Raw genomic sequence first — 20802 nt, forward strand, 5'->3', positions numbered from 1 at the left:
AGAGATCTGGCTTCGCAAGGGAGAGGAAATATGGAAAATATAATTGAGATCAAGCATTTGAATAAGAGTTTTGGTGAGGTGAAAGCGGTTCGGGATCTGAGCTTTTGTGTGAAGGAGGGAGAGCTGTTTGCTTTCCTCGGCATTAACGGGGCGGGAAAATCGACGACGATCAACATTATGTGTGGTCAGCTTTCGAAAGACAGTGGGAAAATTGTGATCGACGGAAGTGATCTGGATCAGAATGTGGATGCAGTGAAGCGGGAGCTTGGCGTGGTGTTTCAGAATTCGGTTCTGGATAAGGCACTCAGTGTGCGGGAAAATCTGGAGAGCCGGGCGGCGCTCTACGGGATCACCGGGGAAGCGTTTAAGATGAGACTGAAAGAGCTGGCGCGCCTTCTGGATTTTGAAGACATTCTGAAGCGGACGGTGGGCAAATTGTCCGGTGGTCAGAGAAGGCGGATCGACATTGCGAGAGCGCTGCTCCACAGGCCGAAGATCCTGATTCTGGATGAGCCGACGACGGGACTAGATCCGCAGACGAGAAATACGCTCTGGAGTGTGATCAGTGATCTGAGAAAGAATGAAAAGATGACCGTTTTCCTTACCACGCATTACATGGAAGAGGCGGCGGATGCGGACTATGTCATCATTCTTGACAATGGAAAGATCGTGGCGAAGGGAACGCCGCTGGAACTGAAGAATCTGTATACCGGAGATTTTATTACGATTTACGGGGCGAAGGAAGAAGAAATCAAAATGCTCGGTGCAAAGTATGAGGCGATCCGGGATGCGTACCGCGTATCGGTACCGAATACGGCTGCAGCGACACAGCTGATCCTACGCTATCCGGAGATATTCAAGGATTATGAGATCACGAAAGGGAAAATGGATGATGTGTTCCTTACCGTGACCGGAAAGAAACTGGCGGGAGGTGTGTAGGATGCGGGAATTATATGCGCTTGTAAAACGGGATACAAAATTATTTTTTAAAGATAAAGGCATGTTCTTTACTTCGCTGATCACACCGATGATTTTGCTGGTATTGTATGCATCCTTTTTGAGCAGTGTGTATGAGGATACGTTCCGCTCGTCGCTTCTGGCGGCAGGGGCATCCGTACCTGATCGATTAATTGGCGGCTGTGTAGGCGGAGAGTTGGCTTCATCACTTCTTGCGGTTTGCTGTGTGACCGTAGCTTTCTGCTCCAATATGCTGATGGTGCAGGATAAGGTGAGCGGTGCGAGAAGAGATCTTACGATCTCGCCGGTTAAGAGCAGTACTTTGGCACTGGGATACTATATTTCCACACTGATTTCCACACTTCTGGTGTGTTATGCGGCAACTGCGGTGTGCCTTTTGTATATCCGCAAAGTGGGATGGTATCTGACTGTGAAGGATGTGATGCTCCTTCTGCTGGACGTATTTCTTCTGGTGATGTTCGGAACCGCGATTTCAAGCATCATCAATCATTTTCTATCCAGCCAGGGACAGATTTCCGCAGTTGGTACGATCGTCAGTGCGGGATATGGATTTCTGTGCGGCGCCTATATGCCGATTTCCCAGTTCTCGGACGGACTGCAGAAGGTGATCTCCTTCCTTCCGGGAACTTACGGAACTTCTCTTCTGCGCAATCACGCGCTCAGGGGTGTATTTGAAGAGATGAGCAATCAGAATTTCCCATCTGAAGTGATCGAGGCGATCAAAGACTCGGTTGACTGCAACCTGTATTTCTTCGGCACGCAGGTCAGTGAGTCGATGATGTATATGATACTGGTTGGAACGGTACTTTTGCTTCTGGTGATCTATGTGCTGCTGAATATGCTGCACGGAACAAAGGAGAAATAGAAGGATTCCCAAAATGAGGAGGGGCTTCCGAAGGATAAGGTAAAAGAAATAAAAAACTGGAATTGATGCCTGCTATATGGTAAAATTTAAAAAATGTCTTGAGCATATATGTGCTTGAGTAAGGAGCTGGCTGAAATGAAAGAACATAAATTATATCGTAAGATCCGGAGCAGGACTATGCTTGTATTTTTCGTTTGTTTGATCGGTATAGGCGGTGCCGCCTATCATATCTGTCAGTTGAGTGCACAGACACAGAAAGAACAGGCGCGCTATACGGCGCGGGCAGCATCCAGAAGAATAGAAGCGCAGATCAATAAATACCTTGTGGTGGCGGATATTTTGAAGAAACTGGTGGAAGACGGTTATGAGATCGGGCCCGATGAATTTCAGAATATGTCGAAATTCATGATGGACGATGGGGGCGTCATTGAAGGAATTGAATATGCGCCGGACGGAATTGTGGAGGAAGTATATCCGGAAGAGACGAACAGAGCAGCGATTGGGCTGAATTCCTTTGAGCGGGAAGAAGGGGAGGAGGTTGCCGGAATCGAAGGCACCGGACTCGGACTCCCGATTGTGAAGCGGCTTGTAGATATGCTGGATGGTGAAATTACATGCCACAGCAAAAAAGGGGAAGGAACGAGTTATACGCTCCGTTTTGTTCTGGAAGAGGCAGAAAAGGAAGATACCTGTACACAGGATTCTGGCATCGAAACGGACCGCGCTTCTGCCGAATTTGAAGGCATACATGCGCTGCTCGTGGAAGATAATGAACTGAACCGGGAGATCGCGCTCTATATGCTGCGGGAAATGAAATTCCGCACGGATACGGCCGAGAACGGTGCCCGCGCGGTGGAGAAGGTGAAAGCCTCTTTGGAGGATCCGTATGATATCATTTTCATGGATGTCCAGATGCCGGTGATGAACGGGCACATAGCGAAACCGGTGGAGATTCAGAAGCTGGTGGAAGCGGTAAGGCAGGTATTGCAGTAGAAAATTTAGTTATCAAACAACATTTATTATACAGATAACAATTATACATACAACAGGGAGGAACTTATTATGCCAGTATTTGACTTTAAGAATTCGCCGGAAAAGGCACAAATTTCCGAGTGTACCTATACGATCTTTCGCACGAACGTGTCTGAGACATCACCGGAAAATCCAATTCTGATCCTGGATAATTCGAAAGGAGCGTTGAAGCACCACACGTGCGGAATGTTCATCAATCCGGTCAAGCGCACCGCCTTCGAAGTGAAGGAAGAAAATCAGACGGTCCAGGCGGATATCCTGAAGATCGATGCGCGTTTTGTCAGCCTGATCAAATGGCTCGGTGAAAATCATATCAGTGTCCGGCTCTCCGGTGCCGATACGGCGGAAGGATATGCGGTGTATAAGATCCGCGAAATCGCATTTGGCGGAGGAAGCAAGCTGTCCGCGGAAGACGGATTTCTTCAGTTCATGATCGAACGGCTCCTTTCCAGCAACGCGCCGACTGAGGAACTGGAAGATGAAGATCAGGAGGAAGAGGGAGACAGCATGAAGCTGACCAGCCTCCAGAGTATTACGGATTTTATGAACTGTGCGGGACGAACGCTTCCCGACAATATCCGTCTCTGGGCGAGAAGAAATCTGGCAGTCGCGCGTTCCAATGAGGTTTCCCAGGAGGAACGCCGCCATGCACAGAGAGCTCTTTCAATTATGATGAACGTACAGTGGAAGAGCAATTATTTTGAAGCCATTGATGTGGAAGAGGCGCGCAGAATCCTGGACGAAGAATTATACGGAATGGAGCGCGTGAAACAGAGAATCATTGAGACCATCATCCAGATCAACCGGACACACACACTTCCGGCTTACGGACTTCTGCTGATCGGACCTGCCGGAACCGGAAAGTCCCAGATCGCTTACGCGGTTGCAAGGATTTTGAAACTTCCGTGGACGACGCTGGATATGAGTTCCATCAATGATCCGGAGCAGCTCACCGGTAGTTCTCGAATCTATGCAAATGCGAAGCCGGGAATCATCATGGAAGCCTTCGCCATGGCAGGAGAGTCAAATCTGGTCTTTATCATCAATGAGCTGGACAAGGCGGCTTCCGGCAAAGGAAACGGGAATCCGGCGGATGTGCTCCTGACGCTTCTTGATAACCTGGGATTTACGGACAATTATATTGAATGTATGATACCGACGGTCGGCGTTTATCCGATTGCGACGGCTAATGACAGGGATCAGATCAGTGCACCTTTGATGTCCAGATTTGCGGTGATCGAGATCCCGGATTATACACCGGAAGAGAAGAAGATTATTTTCTCAAGATTTGCACTGCCGAAAGTCATGAAGCGGATCGGTATGTATGACAATGAATGTGTACTGACGCCGGAAGGACTGGATGCGGTTATGGATATTTACAAGAATACCAGCGGTATCCGTGATCTGGAGCAGGCGGCGGAGCATCTGGCAGCCAACGCACTCTATCAGATCGAGGTGAATCATCTGGAGTCGGTGACCTTTGATGAGAAAATGGTGCGGGAACTGCTCCCATAACTGCTTCCATAGAAGAGGGGGGAATCCGGATATTGGAGCCGTCAGCTTCGAAAAGAGCGAGTACCGTATATTGGAACAGCTACATAGGAAAGAGGAAGAACAATGACAGAAACATATGAGGTGGCTGAAACACAGACAGACGAAGAAAAAGAACTGGAGAAAGCCGCTAAGAAGAAACTGGTCCGGGAAATGCAGAAAAAAGAGGAAGCGGCAGAGCTTCCCGATCAGCCGGAGACCATTGATGCAAAGGACGGTACCTACACGATCGAGGTGGAACTGGAGGGCGGAACGGGAAAAGCGGCTATCACTTCCCCGGCTGAAATGACAGTAAAAGACGGAACTGCCTGTGCCAGAATTCAGTGGAGCAGCGAGTATTATGATTATATGATTGTGAACGATGAGAAATATCTTCCGGTCAATGAAGACGGAAATTCGGTATTTGAGATTCCTGTTTATGTGTATGACAGAAAGATGGAGGTCATCGCGGACACGACAGCGATGAGTGTGCCGCATGAGATAACATATACGTTAACATTTCAAAAAGAAACAATAGAGAAAGCGCAAAATGCGTTTTCACTTTCCGGTATTGTTGTGGCTGCGGCAGCGATTGCTGCCGCTATATTTATTGTTGTATGCAAAAAAAGACGGCGCAGATAAGAATCATTTGTCTAAATTTGTTGACTTCTTAGGAGACTTTTAGTATTATTTATAGTTGGAAACAAAATGGTGCAAATTACTGATATGGATAAACGATAAAAGCCACAAACCGATAGAAATGACAGGAAGAGGAGTATGTGTTATGAGTGAATTGAGACAGGAAGAAGTACAAAGGACAAATGTTAGGGTAATGAATCCGCAGAAGGTCCAGCCGGATGATGAGATGGAGATTGATTTACTGGAATTGTTTCAGGTGCTCCTGCAGAAGGCTTGGGCGATCATTCTTTGCATGGTGATTGGTGCAGGACTTGCTTTCGGTGGAACGAAGATGCTCCTGACACCGATGTATTCCGCGTCTTCTCAGATTTATATTTTGACAAAGACGACAAGCGTAACTTCCCTTGCCGATATCCAGATGGGTGCACAGCTTACGGTAGACTTTGAAGTGCTGGCAAAGAGCCGTCCGGTGGTTGAGGAAGTCATTGATGAACTGAATCTGGATTATACATATGAAGAGCTGGTAGAGATGATTACGACCCTGAATCCATCCGATACCCGTATTCTTAAGATGACCGTGGAGAATGAAGATCCGAATCTTGCCAAAGAGATCGCGAATGCTATGGCGGAAGTGACTGCAGAGCGTGTGGCATACATTATGAATACTGATAAGCCGAAGATTGTAGAAGAAGCGGTTACTCCGGAGAAACCTTCCAGTCCGAGCACGGTGAAGAACACAGCACTTGGCGGAATTCTGGGTGCAGTTCTCGCTATGGGTATTATTGTTATCATTTACCTGATGAATGATACGATTCAGACCGAAGAAGATGTCAGAAAGTATCTGGATCTGAATACTCTGGCAGCTCTCCCGCTGGAAAAGAGGCATTAACAGATGAAAGAAAAAGGAAGAAAAATACTGATTATTTTGCTCCTTGCGGTGGCAATCGGATGTGCAGGATATCTGATCTGGTATTATGCGTCTGCAGCAAAGTCGGCAGAATCTTATGAGAAAGCTAGAAAAGAGGCAGTGGTTGATACGACGAATCAGACAACGGATGAAGAAGAGAAAGTCGTGATACCGATTGATTTTGCATCGCTTCAGGAGACGAATCCGGATGTGCATGCATGGATCAAGATCGATGGTACGAATATTGATTATCCGGTTGTTCAGAATGAGGAGCAGGAAGAATACTATTTAACGCACACCTGGGAAGGTAAGTATGCTGCTGAAGGCGCAATCTTTACACAGGCTTTTAATAAGAAAGATTTTACTGATTTTAATACGGTGATTTACGGTCATCAGATGGGCGAAGGCGTAGAGACAATGTTCCATCAGCTGGGTAATTATCTGGACGATGAATATATGAAAAATCATAGTGAAATTGTCATCTATACACCGGATCATATTCTCACATATAAAGTTTTTGCGGCGGTAGTTTATGATGATCGTCATTTGATGAAATACTATCATTATGATGAAGAAGAGGATCGTCAGGCTTTTCTGGATTCATTAAAAAATTCAAGAGATATGAGAAATAAGTACAACGATCAGTTGGAAGTTACGACGAATGACAGAATTATCAGTCTGAGCACCTGTATCGCTGCTGAACCCGATCATAGATTACTGGTGGAGGCTGTATTGACAGATGAAAAATAAAAATATGATTATTGCTGTTCTTGCAGTGTTATGCTGTATTCTGATTGGAGGAGTAGTGTATACTGTTTTCTTTACTGATAAAGATGAGAACAGCAAAGAAAATAAAATCTCAGAATCAGAGTCACAGGAAGAAACAACAAATTCGGATAAAATTGTAGTTGACGGTGTGGAATACAGACCGAATACGAATATACAGACAATTTTATTTATGGGAATCGATAAGCAGGCCAAGGGTGTGGATGGAAGCAGACCTGGTGAAAACGGGCAGAGTGATAGCCTGAATCTGTTGATCGTAGACCGTGAAACGAAACAGGCGAAGATTTTACAGATTAACAGAGATTCTATGGTTGATGTGGAAGTATATTCTGTAGACGGAGTGAAAGTGCGAACAGAGCCCATGCAGATCGCACTTCAGTATGCATATGGTGACGGAGAGGAGCAGAGCTGCCGCCTTACGGCAGAAAGAGTATCGGAACTCCTTTATGGAGTGGATGTTCAGTCCTACCTGTCGCTTACGCTTGAAGGGATGAGTGAGATAGCTGATGCGATCGGTGGAGTTCAGATGACAATTCCTGAAGACTATACGGCGATCGATCCTGCATTTGTAAAGGGCGCTACGATCACGATGGACGGTAAGCTGGTTGAAAAATATGTTCGTACAAGGGATATTGACGAGCTTGACAGCAATCTGGACAGAATGAAGCGTCAGCAGCAATTTATGAATGCTCTTATCCAAAAGATACAGGGTATGGAAGGCCAGGCGCAGTATATGAGCCTTTATCAAAAAATGGAGCCGTATATGGTAACGAATATGACTGCTGAAGAGATGCTTGCTCTGAAGGAATATCATATAGATGATCAGACTATGGAAGTACCTGGTGAGGTTATTTACAAGGACGGACACGCCCAATATATTGTTGACAACGAAAGTTTACAAAAAAATGTATTGAAAATATTTTACAAAAGCAACTAAATGTGTTATAGTATAGCCTGATAAGGATACAATTTAAATTAGTATCACAATCTTCTATCAAAATAAGGAGGTAGATAGCGATGAAATCAAAATTTGTTAAATCTCTTGGTCTTACAGTAGCTATGGTTGCATGTGCTGGTATGACTGCTTTGGCTGCACCGAGCCCAAGCGCAAAAGTTGAGCAGACAACAACTACAGAAGCAAGCTCACCTAAGACAAGTGCATCTGCAGCATCTGTAGCTGCTGTTGCCGGACTTGCAGCATTAGCCGGAGCTAAAGCTCTTGAGAAGAAAGAAAACTAATTGGTTAATGATGTGATTGGAAGAAAAACTCTTCTTTGTGGTGGGACCATCTGACCGCAGGAAGAGTTTTCTGCTTGTAGGAGTATAAAAATGAATTTGATTGACATTCATTGTCATATTCTCCCTAAAGTTGATGACGGTCCGGATTCCGTTGAAGAATCCCTGAAGATTCTGAAAGATATGAAAAGACAGGGAATAAAGCATGTTATCGTTACGCCGCACTATCGTCCGGAGATGTTTGAACCATCAATGAAAAGGGTTATTTATTCATATCGGCATTTGCGCGATATCGCATATAATATGGGCGTGTCTATGAGCCTTGGCTGTGAATACTATCGGAATGAACAGATCATAGAACATATGGATAACAGAATCAGACCGAGTATGGCCGGAAGCAGATATGTGCTCGTTGAGTTTTCGATGAATGATCTGTTCCCGACGGTTCGGAATTATGTGTACGAGCTGATCACTCATGGATATCAGCCGATCATCGCACATGTGGAGAGGTATTTCTGTTGTCAGAAAATGGAAAAGATTCAGGAACTGAAGGACATGGGAGCATTGGTTCAGTTGAATGCAGGGTCAGTGCTGGGGGAAGAAGGATGGAAGCTTAAGATATTCTGTCTGGATCTGATGAAGAAGGATCTGGTTGATTTTATTGCGTCGGATACGCATAATACGAGTGACCGGAAACTCAATTTGAAGAAATGTGCTTCTTATGTTACGAAAAAAATGGGAAAACAATATGCAGAAAGGATATTTTTCAATAATCCATTAAATATATTGAAGAACAGGTGATCAGATGAAAAGAGTGAATATAACGCTTGAACAGAAAAGCTATTCAAACCGGGAAGAAATCAGGGCACTCCGTACGAATCTGCAGTTCTGCGGAGATGATAAACAGGTTATCATGATGACCAGTTGTCTTCCGGGAGAAGGTAAAACATCCGTATCGATCGAACTGACAGAAGCTATCGCAGATATGGGGAAGACTGTCATTCTGGTGGACGCAGATATGAGAAAATCCGTCATGGCATCCAGATTGAAAGTAAGTGAGGTGGACAAAGGATTGTCGCATTTCCTTTCAGGACAGTGTACATTGGCAGAGGCAATTGTAGCTACAAATGTTCCGAAAATGCATATGCTGATGTCGGGACCTCTTGCACCGAATCCGACAGAACTTCTGGAGACCAAGAGATTTCAGGGTATGGTTGACTCGTTACGCAAGGTCTATGATTATGTCATTATCGACTGCCCGCCTCTGGGGCTTGTCATTGACGCCGCGATCATTGCGCGTGAATGCGATGGGGCGATCCTGGTGGTAGAGTCATCCAAGACCAAATACCGTCTCGCCCAGGAAGTAAAGGGAAAACTTGAACTTACGGGTATTCCGATACTTGGAGTTGTACTGAACAAAGTAGAACGTAAAAAAAATAAGGGTTACTACAGCAAATATTACGGCAAAAACTATAAGAAAAAAGGATATGGCGAGTATTATGCCGCGGATACGGCTGGTAAGAAATCGAATAAATCCAAAAAATAGTATTTTTTCTCTTGCATTTATCGCTAATATCTGATAAAATAACCATTGTTGTGAGTCCATGCATTTGGACATATTTGAACGGTAGGAGGTGCAATCATGGCTAAATGTGCTATTTGTGAAAAGAGTGTTCACTTTGGAAACAACGTAAGTCACTCTAATAGAAAATCATCTAAGATGTGGAAATCTAACGTAAAATCTGTAAGAGTTAAGACAGAGAACGGCGGAGTTAAGAAAATGTATGTTTGTACAAACTGCTTGAAATCCGGTCGTGTAGAAAGAGCTTAATTATCAGATTGAAGCAGAAGAATCCGGCAGATCATTTGAGTTGGAACGGAAGAGAGAAAGATTATTTTGAAATTATCTTGCATACTCAGACAAGTAGAGAACCGAGTGTTGACAGCTTAGGTTCTCTTTTTCTTGTAAAATAGTTCTGAATAGAGTATAATAATAGAAGCCTATATGGAGTCGTAGAATTGGAGGTACAGATTATGAAAGGTAGTATGAGTACTGATTTAGGTATTATTACCGTTGACCTTGATGTCATTGCAAAATATGCGGGTTCTGTTGCGGTAGAGTGCTTCGGAATCGTTGGAATGGCAATGGTGAATGTGAAAGACGGACTTGTAAAGCTTCTGAAGAAGGAGAGCCTGACAAAGGGAATTCGTGTTTCCATTACGGATGATAACCGTATCACGCTGGATTTTCACGTGATCGTAGCTTACGGGGTGAGTATTTCTGCGGTTACAGAGAACCTGATCAGCAACGTTAAATATAAAGTAGAAGAGTTTTCCGGAATGACTGTCGATAAGATCAATGTCTATATCGAAGGTGTGCGGGTAATCGACTAATTAAGGAGGATCTTGTCGTGGCAACGAAAACTATCAATGTGGAGATGCTTGCTAAGATGTTTCTTGCAGGCGCGCAAAATATTGAGGCGAAGAAGGAATTTATCAATGAACTGAACGTATTTCCGGTACCGGATGGAGATACGGGTACGAATATGTCTCTGACGATCATGGCGGCTGCCAGAGAGGTGACTGCTCTGGAGAAGCCGGATATGGCCTCTCTTGCGAAGGCAATCTCTTCCGGATCATTACGAGGAGCAAGAGGTAACTCCGGTGTTATCCTGTCCCAGCTTCTCCGTGGATTTACGAAAGCGATCCGTGATGAGAAGGAGATCGATGTTCCGACGCTTGCGAAAGCGCTGGTTCGTGCGAAGGAAACTGCTTACAAAGCGGTCATGAAGCCGAAGGAAGGAACGATCCTTACCGTGGCAAGAGGAATCGCGGAGAAGGCGGAACAGATGGCCGAAGAGACGGATGATCTGGAGATATTTATTCCGGAAGTTATCAAAGAAGCGGAAGTTGTTCTTGAGAAGACACCGGAGATGCTGCCGGTTCTGAAGGAAGCAGGTGTTGTGGATTCCGGCGGACAGGGACTTCTGGAAGTGATTCGCGGAGCTTACGATGCATTCCTCGGAAAAGAGATCGAATACAAAGCAATCGAACCGGGGAGCGGCGTGAATGTGACCAGGATTTCCGCTGATACAGCGGCTGAGATCAAGTTCGGGTATTGTACCGAATTCATCATTTTGTTGGAAAAAGAATTTACGGATGAGGACGAGGTCGGATTCAAGGCTTATCTGGAATCCATTGGCGATTCCATCGTTTGTGTGGCTGACGATGATGTTGTCAAGGTTCACGTACACACCAATGATCCGGGACTTGCGATCCAGAAAGCACTGACATTCGGACAGCTCTCCAGAATGAAGATCGACAATATGCGTGAGGAACATCAGGAGAAGCTTATCAAGGATGCCGAGAAGCTTGCAAAGGCACAGGCTGAGGAAGCAAAGGAAAAAGCGGCACAGGAACCGCGCAAACCGGTTGGATTTATCGCAGTTTCCATCGGTGAAGGTCTGAATGAGATCTTCCGTGAGCTGGGTGTGGATTATATCATCGAGGGCGGCCAGACCATGAATCCGAGTACGGATGATATGTTGACAGCGATTGAACATGTCAATGCCGATACGATCTTTATTCTTCCGAATAATAAGAATATCGTGATGGCAGCGAATCAGGCGCGGGATCTTACCACGGACAAGCATATTGTAGTGATCCCGACAAAGACGGTTCCGCAGGGAATCACGGCTGTGATTAATTATAATGCAGAGCTGAGCGCTGCCGAGAATGAAGAGGCTATGCTTGAAGAGATCAAGAATGTGAAGACCGGACAGGTAACGTACGCGGTTCGTGATACACACATTGATGACAAAGAGATCCATGAAGGAGATATCATGGGAATCGGAGATCATGGAATCCTCGCTGTCGGCACTGCGATCGAGACGACGACGAAGGACATGCTCGCTCAGCTCGTCGATGAAGATTCGGAACTGATCAGCCTTTATTACGGCGAAGATATTTCCGATGAGGAGGCTGAGAAATTCTCGGCAGATCTGGAAGCAATGTATCCGGATATGGATGTGGATGTGCACAGCGGCGGACAGCCGATCTATTACTATGTTCTGGCGGTTGAGTAGAACCCGGGATCAGAGTGATTGAGAGATTGGATAAAATATAGCGAAAATAGTAAGTTGGAATGGGAGTGTTGTGGAATACTCCCATTCTTTTGATAAGTAAAGGAATTATTGGAAATGAATGAGCAGTCGAGAATCAGTGAACTGAAAGGAATAGGAGAAAAGACGGAAAAGCTGTTCCAGAAAATGGGTGTATATACGGTCGGTGATCTGCTCCGGTATTATCCGCGCGGGTATGATGTGTACGAAGAGCCGGTCAGTGTCGGAGAACTGGAAGAAGGAAAGGTTCAGGCTGTCAAAGGCATCATTTACGGAAGAGTCCAGACGGGCGGCGGGAGAAATATGCAGGTGACGACAGCCTATGTGAAGGATCTGACCGGTACGCTGAAGGTGATCTGGTTCCGGATGCCGTTTCTGAAAAATACATTGAAAAGCGGTGCTCCGATTATCGTCAGGGGGCGCGTGATCGACAAGAAAGGCCAGCTTGTCATGGAGCATCCTGAGATTTTCAGTCCGCCGGAGAGTTATGAGGCGAAGCAGGATACGCTGCAGCCGATCTACCCGCTTACTGCAGGGATCACCAGCCATGCGGTTGCAAAGGCGGTGCGCCAGGCCCTGGATTATCTGGATCTGAGCCGCGATTTTCTTCCGAATAATATAAGAATGCAATACCACCTGGCCGAATACAATTATGCGCTGCACGGAATTCATTTTCCATTGGATAAGCAGGAGTTCTATCATGCACGGCAGCGACTGGTATTTGAAGAATTCCTCACTTTCATACTGGCACTCAGGCAGACCCGCAAGAAGAGTGAACGGGCGGAAAATGGATTTGCCATCGAGAAGAAAGACCAGACGGATGCATTTCTTGCGGCGCTCCCCTATGAACTGACCGGCGCTCAGAAAAAGGTGTGGGAACAGATCGAAAAGGAAATGACGGGACCGTATGTGATGTCGCGCCTGATCCAGGGTGATGTGGGCTCCGGGAAAACGATTATCGCGGTGCTGGCGTTGATGCTTGCAGGACTGAACGGGATGCAGGGAGCCATGATGGCACCGACGGAGGTTCTTGCCAAACAGCATTATGAGTCGGTGACAGAATTGTTTGAAACCTATCATATCCCGCTAAAAGCCGAATTGCTCACCGGATCCATGACGGCAAAGGAGAAACGTCTCGCATACGAGCGGATCGCAAGTGGTGAAGTACAGATCGTTCTAGGAACGCACGCGCTGATTCAGGAAAAGGTGGTTTATCAGAATCTGGCGCTGGTGGTAACGGATGAACAGCACCGGTTCGGTGTCCGCCAGAGAGAGGCACTTGCCGGAAAAGGGAGAATTCCGCATATACTTGTCATGAGTGCCACGCCGATTCCGCGTACCCTTGCCATCATTCTGTACGGTGATCTGGACATCTCGGTCATCGACGAACTGCCCGCGAACCGCCTCCCGATCAAGAATTGCGTGGTGGATACCAGCTACCGTCAGACGGCCTATCAGTTTATGAAAAAGCAGGTTGCTGCGGGAAGACAATGCTACGTAATCTGTCCGATGGTGGAAGAGAGCGAGGCGATGGAAGCGGAGAATGTCATGGATTACGCTGCCATGCTGCAGGAAGAGATGGGAAATGGTATCTGTGTGGAGGCTTTGCACGGTAAAATGAAACAGACGATGAAGGATTCGATCATGGAACGGTTCAGCCGCAATGAGATCCAGATTCTGGTCTCCACGACGGTTATTGAAGTCGGAATCAATGTGCCGAACGCGACGGTCATGATGGTTGAAAACGCTGAACGCTTTGGACTTGCCCAGCTTCACCAGCTCCGTGGGCGTGTGGGACGAGGCGCGCACCAGTCGTACTGCATTTTCATGAGCGGTTCCAAGACAAAAGAGACGAAAAAACGTCTGGAGATTCTGAACAAATCCAATGATGGGTTTTATATTGCGAATGAAGACCTGAAACTGCGCGGCCCCGGCGACCTTTTTGGAATCCGGCAGAGCGGGCTGATGGATTTCCGCATCGGAGACGTATTCCAGGATGCCGATGTGCTGAAAATGGCAAATGATGCGGCAAATAGGATTTTGGATGAGGATCCGGCACTGGAGATGGAGAAACATTGGAAATTGAAGCATCATCTGGAAGAGTATTGTGCGAGTGCGGATCTGGAGGCTACGTTGTGATGTCTGAATCTGGAGGATGACTGTAATGTAGAAATGGGGCGATTTTTAGCCCCATTATTTTTGATGTTTTCTGTTGGATAAAAAAAGAACTTCCCCATGATAAGGGAAGCTCTATTAGGTAATACTGATAAGGATACTGGATAAATAAAGCTGGAAATCGGACTTGAACCGACGACCCCTTCATTACGAGTGAAGTGCTCTACCGACTGAGCTATTCCAGCAAGTACTCCTTCGCAGTAACAAAACTATTATAACAAATTCTGAACAAAATGCAATAGTTTTTTTAAAAAGATTATGATGATTATGATGAACATCAGAAAATATCCGCCTCTCCCTTCCCTTAGAAAAGGAGAGCGGATATTTCCCGGCTTTATCGCCCGATTGCTTTGGCGCTATTTACCTGCCATCTGTTTTTCCTGCTGTTCGATCATTTTCTTAACCATATATCCGCCGACAGAACCATTCTGTCTAGAAGTCAGGTCTCCGTTATATCCGTCGGATAACGGCACTCCCAGTTCGCTGGCAACCTCGTACTTGAATTTGTCAAGAGCGCCCTTGGCTTCCGGAACGGCTGCTCTGTTTGATGAACGACTTGTCATTTCAATTTCCTCCTTTTGTAATGTTTTTCGTTTTCATTTTTAGCTGTAACTTCTTTTTAGATGTTACGATGATAGTATATGGAGAAAAGAAAGTCTTAAACTGGAAGTTGCTGTTAAAACTGGGTGATTGTGAGAAAGATTATTATTGTTAAATAATCAACATATTGTGGATATATCAGTGGCATATAGTATTGTGAATGATAAAATGTTTGTTCTTGCATAAGAAATGACAAGCAGGTGGCATTGGTGCAACTAGACCAGTTCGGCAATCCGGGACACACCGACGTAGATCTCTGATATTTTATACCAGGTCGGATAATCAACGGTGCCGGTCTGGGGCAGGCCGAAAACGGATTGGAATACGCGGACTGCTTCAGAAGTGGCAGGGCCGTAGATTCCGTCTGCGGCAATTTTCGGAATCGCCGGATAAGCATCCGAGATCACATTCAGCTGTTCCTGCATCTGGCGCACTTTCTCGCCGGATGATCCGATCCCCAGTGTGTATCCGGGCCAGGACGACGGTATTCCGGAGATCTCCTGAGCGGTATTGATATACATATTGTCGCCGTAATAATAGCGAAGGATCTCGATTGGAGTGTAGCCCTGTTCTCCGAGAGCCATGCTTCCCCACTGAACCATCCAGTTCGGGCACTGTACCTGCCTTCCGTCACAGTACTGGGTCAGGATCGGCTGACGCACATTCGGGCGGGAGAGATAATTCCCGAAGAGTTCATCCACGATCACCGAGATCGTATCGTAAATGTTCCGCTCCGGAATCCATTTGTGATCGAAGGCGGTGGAAGAGGTGATCGTAAAATCATAGCCCTGATTCCGGTACCCCGAAACCGTCACTGATTCGGGGTGGGAAAGGAAAAGGATCGTGTTTTGTGCCGCCGGTAAAAATGGTTCTGTATAGGGGAAATAAAAAGTAACATTTTCAGGATACATTTCATATGATTTATAAAAAATATAAGGGCGACAGATATGAACGTGGTCATAGAATTCGCTAAGGAAACGCAAGAAAGAGAGAAGCTTCTAAAAGAAGTAAAGGAAATCATGATTCGGGAATGCCTGTCTCAGAAAGAATTTTGGAAAGAAAGGACGGTAAAAAGAGTATGAAAAAAGTCAGGATGCTGCTGCGTGTCAGTTCGAACCATCAGCTGGATCCGGACGGAGACCTGAAAATACAAAGAGAAATTGTCATGGAGTATATTTTGGCACACGAAGACTGGCAGCTTGACGTGAAAGAATATTTTGAAGGGGCCCAAAGCGGGTATCGGAATCATGTAAAAGACAGGGCAATCTTATACGAGGTACTCGAGGATGCGAAAATGCAGGAATTTGACATTCTGGTGGTCTATAAGGATGATCGGATCGGAAGGCTGATGTGGGAGATCGGAGCCTATATCATGCAGCTCAAATCGTACGGAGTCGACATTTACACGACAAAGGACGGATGTATTTCACCGGACAGAAGTGACATTATGGGACAGATGATGCTTGCCCTCCGGTACGGAAATGCGCAGAAATCAAGTGCGGATACGGGGCAAAGAGTGAAGGATACTGCGCAGAAACTGGTAAAAAACGGCAGATTTATGGGCGGAAAGGCGCCCTATGGATATAAGCTGGAGCTTTCCGGAGAGCTTTCCAAACACGGAAGGGCGTTGCATAAGCTGGTTATTATTCCCGAACAGGCGGATGTGGTCGCTTATATCTACGATCTTTCTTATCGAAAAGAATTGGGTTCCGGAAAGATAGCGCAGGTCCTGAATGCGGATGTAACCTACAGCAAGCTGGCACCGAACGACGTATGGAAAGCGGGGACCGTCACAAGTATTTTGACGAATCCGGTATATTGCGGGTATGTTGCATACAAGAGACGTGAGAAAAACAATGGCAGATACCACAGACTGGGACAGGAAGACTGGATTTACGCAGAGAAAGAAAATGAAGAACTGAGGATCATTGATAAGGTAAGATGGAATCAGGTGCAGGAAAAACGGGAACGGCGAAGGCCATGCCTCCCAAATGGGATTCCATCCGGCGCAAAAAGGGCAATGCTGAGAAATGACGGAAATCTGCCGTTGATCGATGTCATACATTGCGGATACTGTGATGCGAAACTGACCAACGGGAGCCGTTATAATTATTGGACGATCAAGGCGACCGGAGAAAAGAGAACCAGCCGAACGCCGCTGTACCGGTGTCCTTTTGCTTCGGATGGGAGGGTACATGAGGGTAAAATGCATTTGCCGGCTGAGAAAATCGAGAATATCGTATTTCAGTATGTGGGAAACTATCTGGACGATGTTATGAATCCGGATGAAATCAAAGCGAAGATTTATGAACAGAATCAAAAAATTATTCGCAGTGTACAGACGAAGATCCGCCAAAAGGCGGGAGAGATTCAAAAAATACAGGACGATATCGATACTATGAAAAAACATGTACCGGAGGCTATGAGAGGAGAATATCCTCTGGAAATCGGGATTCTGGCAGATGCAATCATAGATCTTGAAGAGAGAAAAGCTATAGAGCGAGAAGCAACAGCCAAGCTGCAGGAAAAACTGAGGGAGCTGCAAGAGGAAAAAGAGGAAGGGTATACCTTCGCTGATTGCATGCCGTCCTGGAAGGATGTATTTTGCAGGGCAGATCGGCTGGTGAAACGAGTGATCATTGACAGATTAGTAGAAAAAATTATCGTTACAGATGAGAAACTAACCATTCGGTTCAAATTTGCCCCGAATCTTTTCGATAACAATAGTTAAATCATACATTATATGGTAAGATGTATAGATAAAGTATTAAATAATCATCTAGGTTCAGGCAGAGTGCCCGGCATGGTGTTGGAAAAATAAGGGGGAACACAGTATGGGAATCAAAGTATTTCTTGTGGAAGATGAAATGGTCATACGAAACGGTATCGTAAAAAGTATAAACTGGGAGAAGGAGGGATACCGCCTTGTCGGTGAAGCGAGTGATGGAGAACTGGCGTATCCTATGATTCTGAAAGAAAAGCCGGATATTCTGCTCACCGACATCAAGATGCCGTTTATGGATGGACTGGAACTCAGCAGGCTGGTCAAACAGGAACTCCCGGATACTAAGATACTGATCTTCAGTGGTTACGATGAATTTGAATATGCGAAAGAAGCCATTCGGATCGGCGTGACAGAATATCTGCTGAAGCCGGTTTCTTCCGAACAATTACTGGAGGTTATGAGGCGGATTTCGAAACAGATTGAACAGGACAGGGAAGAAAGAGAGATATTGCGACAGTATCAGGAAGATATGAAGGAAAATGTGGAGCGGGAGAGGCAGAATTTCTTCAGCCACGTGATCCGTGGTGAAGTATCCATCGGCGAAGCGGTCAAAAACGGGAAAAAGTACGGAATGGATCTGAGTGCCGGGTTCTATAGTATTATTCTGTTTAAGATTTTTTCTACGCCGGAAGAGAATATTGTGTCAGAACATATCTGGAAAATCTGTGAGAAAATCGAAACAAAGGTGGATGAGATTCCATACGCGTACTATTTTCAGAGGGGGATCGACGGCTGGGTCTTCCTGCTGACGGCAGAGAGTAAGGAGCAGATGGAAGAAAGACAGAAGAATCTCTGTGACTGTCTGGCAGAAATTATGAAAAATGAAAGAAAAGTAGAATATTTTGGCGGAATCGGGAAACCGGTCGAAAGAATCCGAAATCTGGGGCAGTCTTTCCGGGATGCAGAACGGATTTTTGCGGAGCGATTCACGAGACAGTCAAATCAGTTCTTATCGGGATTCGAGAAAATGGATGTTTACAAGGATGATGAATTCCAAATAAAAGACTTGGGAGATGTGGGAAAATCAAGGGAAATGATTGAAAAATTCCTGAATAACGGAACAAAAGAAGAACTGGAAGAATTCATGGACACATATTTTATCCGTATGAAAGAAGACAAACTACAGTCTACCCTTATGCGTCAGTACATCATCATGGATATCTATATCGTAATCATGTCTTTTTGCGAAAAAATAGATGCAGTAAATCATGATTATCAGCAGGAGACAGAAAAACTGAAATCCACGATACAGAACATGAATTCTGTGTCTGAGATCAGGTCGTATATTACATATATGTTGAATCAGGCGATTGAATTGCGTGACTCGATCAGTAAGAAGCGGTATGCCGACATCATCAAGGCGGCGGAGAAAATGATTTCGGAGCATTACATGTCAGAGGAAATCTCGTTGAATTCCGTTGCCGACAGTGTGGGAATGAGTCCAAGCTATTTCAGTTCTGTTTTCAGCAAAGAATCGGGCAAAACATTCGTGGAATTCCTGACGGAGACCAGAATGGAAAAGGCAAAAGAACTCCTGATGTGTTCTGCGCTTAAGACTTCTGAAATCGGATATGAAGTGGGATATAAAGATCCGCATTATTTCAGTTATATCTTTAAGAAGACACAAGGATGTTCGCCGAAAGATTACCGTGCCCGTGGAAAGGAATAGAGATGCAAAAACAAAAGAAAATATCACTGAATCAGAGGCTGCTTCTGATTGCGGGCACGGCCTTTGTACCGATGCTGTTCTGCCTTATGTATGCGCTCGTTTCATTGAATAATGCGACGACGGCCTATTCAAAGATTACACATAATGTTACTTATGCCAATCAATGTATGGAGTTCAAAGACCGCATGGATTACAGTATGTATCTTGCCGTGATCGGGAAAAAGGATTATGAGGTGCTCGGAAAAGGAGAGATGACGGTCAACGGAACTGTGACTGTCGATCCGCTTAAATATATTGGGGAAACAAAGAAGAAGTGTATGGAATTGTCGAATCTGGCAACAGTGGAAATTAGCAGAAGCCAGATGAGACGAATGCAGAATATTCTGGAATCACTGGAGTATCGTGTTGTGGAGATGGAACGTATGATCAATGGAGAAGGTACGTATGATGAAAACATGGATTATCTGGATCAGAATATTTACATGCTCACATCCATTATCGAAGAAGGCTTTATCAGTTATATTCAGAACGAGACAACCAATCTAAATGAAGTCAGAAAAGAGCAGGAAGAGCAGAACAGACGTGTGTACAGTTTCTGTATCGGAATTTCGATTCTGGCCATTTCCGCTTCAGTGTATTTTACGATCAAGGCACTTCAAAGTGTGACAGTTCCGATCCGCAAACTGTGCGATCTTACGCAGAAGGTTGCGGAAGGTGATTTCACGGTCAAGTCGAAGGTGGATGATATGGATGAGATCGCCGTGCTTACCCGGAGCTTCAACGAAATGACGGAGGAAATAGGCGGCCTGGTCGATGATATCAAAGAAAAAGAGAAGAATCTCTATCTGATGGAAACGAAGCTTTTGCAGGAACAGATTAACCCGCATTTCCTGTATAATACGTTGGATACGATCGTATGGCTTGCGGAAGACCGTCAATACAAAGCGGTTGTTTCTATGGTTACCTCGCTTTCTGGTTTCTTCCGTTCCACGCTTAGCAGTGGAAAAGATTTTATCACTGTGAGAGAAGAGGAAAATCATATTGAGAGTTATCTGAAAATTCAGCAGGTCCGGTATCAGGATATTATGGAGTATCAAATCGAAATGGAACCGGAGACTCAGGATATCATGATTCCAAAACTGCTGCTTCAGCCGCTTGTGGAAAATGCACTTTATCACGGAGTGAAGAAAAAAAGAGGTAAGAGCACCATTCTTGTGCGGGGATGGTGTGAGGAAGAGCGGCTGATCTTCAAGGTGATCGATAATGGAAAAGGGATGACGCTGGAAGAACTGGATCATCTCCGCGAGAATATCGGGAGAAATCCAGATGAGAGAACTTCGAAGAGCTTTGGCCTGGCAAATGTAAATCAGAGAATACAGCATTATTATGGGAAAGAATACGGACTGTTTATCGAAAGCGAACTGGGAGTGAAGACGGAAGCAACGATTATCATAAAGACGAGTCTTTCATAAAAAATCC

General features: G+C 45.4%; 19 protein-coding genes, 1 tRNA gene and 1 pseudogene. 18 read left to right on the forward strand and 3 right to left on the reverse strand.

Annotated elements, in window-relative coordinates; translation table 11 throughout:
- Positions 1-30: 30 nt before the first annotated feature.
- The 15 genes from ACTNBF_RS09185 to recG all read left to right on the forward strand — a co-directional run bounded on the left by ACTNBF_RS09185 (position 31) and on the right by recG (position 14233).
- Entirely contained in the window at positions 31-939 is a 909-nt protein-coding gene (locus ACTNBF_RS09185; RefSeq protein WP_441015697.1) for an ABC transporter ATP-binding protein, read from the forward strand.
- A gap of 1 nt (position 940) precedes the next feature.
- Positions 941-1843, forward strand: coding sequence for an ABC transporter permease (locus ACTNBF_RS09190; protein WP_441049163.1), 903 nt, complete (start codon positions 941-943; stop codon positions 1841-1843).
- Positions 1844-1978: 135 nt separating this feature from the next.
- Entirely contained in the window at positions 1979-2836 is an 858-nt protein-coding gene (locus ACTNBF_RS09195; protein WP_441089127.1) for a response regulator, read from the forward strand.
- Between the two features lie 69 nt (positions 2837-2905).
- Positions 2906-4390, forward strand: coding sequence for an AAA family ATPase (locus ACTNBF_RS09200; RefSeq protein WP_427820363.1), 1485 nt, complete (start codon positions 2906-2908; stop codon positions 4388-4390).
- Positions 4391-4492: 102 nt separating this feature from the next.
- Positions 4493-5047 carry a hypothetical protein gene (locus ACTNBF_RS09205; protein ID WP_427805795.1) on the forward strand — a complete coding sequence of 185 codons (555 nt, stop codon included), beginning with the start codon at positions 4493-4495 and terminating at the stop codon, positions 5045-5047.
- 142 nt (positions 5048-5189) lie between these two features.
- Entirely contained in the window at positions 5190-5933 is a 744-nt protein-coding gene (locus tag ACTNBF_RS09210; RefSeq protein ID WP_441089128.1) for a YveK family protein, read from the forward strand.
- Positions 5934-5936: 3 nt separating this feature from the next.
- The gene (srtB, locus tag ACTNBF_RS09215) at positions 5937-6701 is read left to right on the forward strand and encodes a class B sortase (protein ID WP_427820365.1); all 765 of its coding nucleotides are present in this window, start codon (positions 5937-5939) and stop codon (positions 6699-6701) included.
- Positions 6691-7674, forward strand: a complete 984-nt coding sequence (locus ACTNBF_RS09220; RefSeq protein WP_427820366.1) for an LCP family protein — start codon at positions 6691-6693, stop codon at positions 7672-7674. The genes srtB and ACTNBF_RS09220 overlap by 11 nt, the downstream gene beginning before the upstream one ends.
- Before the next feature lie 80 nt (positions 7675-7754).
- Positions 7755-7976 (forward strand): hypothetical protein, encoded by a 222-nt coding sequence (locus ACTNBF_RS09225; protein ID WP_427820367.1) that lies wholly within the window; start codon positions 7755-7757, stop codon positions 7974-7976.
- 90 nt (positions 7977-8066) lie between these two features.
- A complete protein-coding gene (locus ACTNBF_RS09230; protein WP_441024794.1) occupies positions 8067-8774 on the forward strand; it encodes a CpsB/CapC family capsule biosynthesis tyrosine phosphatase in 708 nt (235 codons plus the stop codon).
- A gap of 4 nt (positions 8775-8778) precedes the next feature.
- A complete protein-coding gene (locus ACTNBF_RS09235; RefSeq protein WP_441089129.1) occupies positions 8779-9519 on the forward strand; it encodes a CpsD/CapB family tyrosine-protein kinase in 741 nt (246 codons plus the stop codon).
- A 96-nt stretch (positions 9520-9615) separates the two neighbouring features.
- The gene (rpmB, locus tag ACTNBF_RS09240) at positions 9616-9804 is read left to right on the forward strand and encodes a 50S ribosomal protein L28 (RefSeq protein ID WP_427805790.1); all 189 of its coding nucleotides are present in this window, start codon (positions 9616-9618) and stop codon (positions 9802-9804) included.
- 203 nt (positions 9805-10007) lie between these two features.
- Complete coding sequence (locus ACTNBF_RS09245) at positions 10008-10367, forward strand: Asp23/Gls24 family envelope stress response protein (RefSeq protein ID WP_427820370.1); 360 nt, start codon at positions 10008-10010, stop codon at positions 10365-10367.
- 17 nt (positions 10368-10384) lie between these two features.
- Positions 10385-12058, forward strand: a complete 1674-nt coding sequence (locus tag ACTNBF_RS09250) for a DAK2 domain-containing protein (protein WP_441089130.1) — start codon at positions 10385-10387, stop codon at positions 12056-12058.
- Positions 12059-12172: 114 nt separating this feature from the next.
- Positions 12173-14233, forward strand: a complete 2061-nt coding sequence (recG, locus tag ACTNBF_RS09255) for an ATP-dependent DNA helicase RecG (protein ID WP_441089131.1) — start codon at positions 12173-12175, stop codon at positions 14231-14233.
- A 148-nt stretch (positions 14234-14381) separates the two neighbouring features.
- Here the strand turns inward: recG and ACTNBF_RS09260 are convergent.
- From ACTNBF_RS09260 to ACTNBF_RS09270, 3 genes and pseudogenes are all read right to left on the reverse strand, one after another.
- A tRNA-Thr gene (locus ACTNBF_RS09260) sits at positions 14382-14454 on the reverse strand.
- Positions 14455-14625: 171 nt separating this feature from the next.
- A complete protein-coding gene (locus ACTNBF_RS09265; protein ID WP_427805786.1) occupies positions 14626-14832 on the reverse strand; it encodes a small, acid-soluble spore protein, alpha/beta type in 207 nt (68 codons plus the stop codon).
- A 252-nt stretch (positions 14833-15084) separates the two neighbouring features.
- Positions 15085-15675: pseudogene (locus tag ACTNBF_RS09270) on the reverse strand (peptidoglycan-binding protein); the annotation flags it as partial.
- Between the two features lie 272 nt (positions 15676-15947).
- Between ACTNBF_RS09270 and ACTNBF_RS09275 the strand changes: the two are divergent.
- From ACTNBF_RS09275 to ACTNBF_RS09285, 3 genes are all read left to right on the forward strand, one after another.
- On the forward strand, positions 15948-17600 hold the full coding sequence (locus ACTNBF_RS09275) for a recombinase family protein (protein ID WP_427820373.1): 1653 nt from the start codon (positions 15948-15950) through the stop codon (positions 17598-17600).
- A gap of 103 nt (positions 17601-17703) precedes the next feature.
- Complete coding sequence (locus tag ACTNBF_RS09280; protein ID WP_441089132.1) at positions 17704-19323, forward strand: response regulator; 1620 nt, start codon at positions 17704-17706, stop codon at positions 19321-19323.
- Positions 19324-19325: 2 nt separating this feature from the next.
- Entirely contained in the window at positions 19326-20795 is a 1470-nt protein-coding gene (locus tag ACTNBF_RS09285) for a sensor histidine kinase (protein ID WP_441089133.1), read from the forward strand.
- Positions 20796-20802 lie beyond the last annotated feature (7 nt).

Origin of the sequence: Bariatricus sp. HCP28S3_A4 (assembly GCF_052066395.1) — a bacterium.
In the GTDB taxonomy this organism is placed as follows: Bacteria; Bacillota; Clostridia; order Lachnospirales; family Lachnospiraceae; genus Allocoprococcus.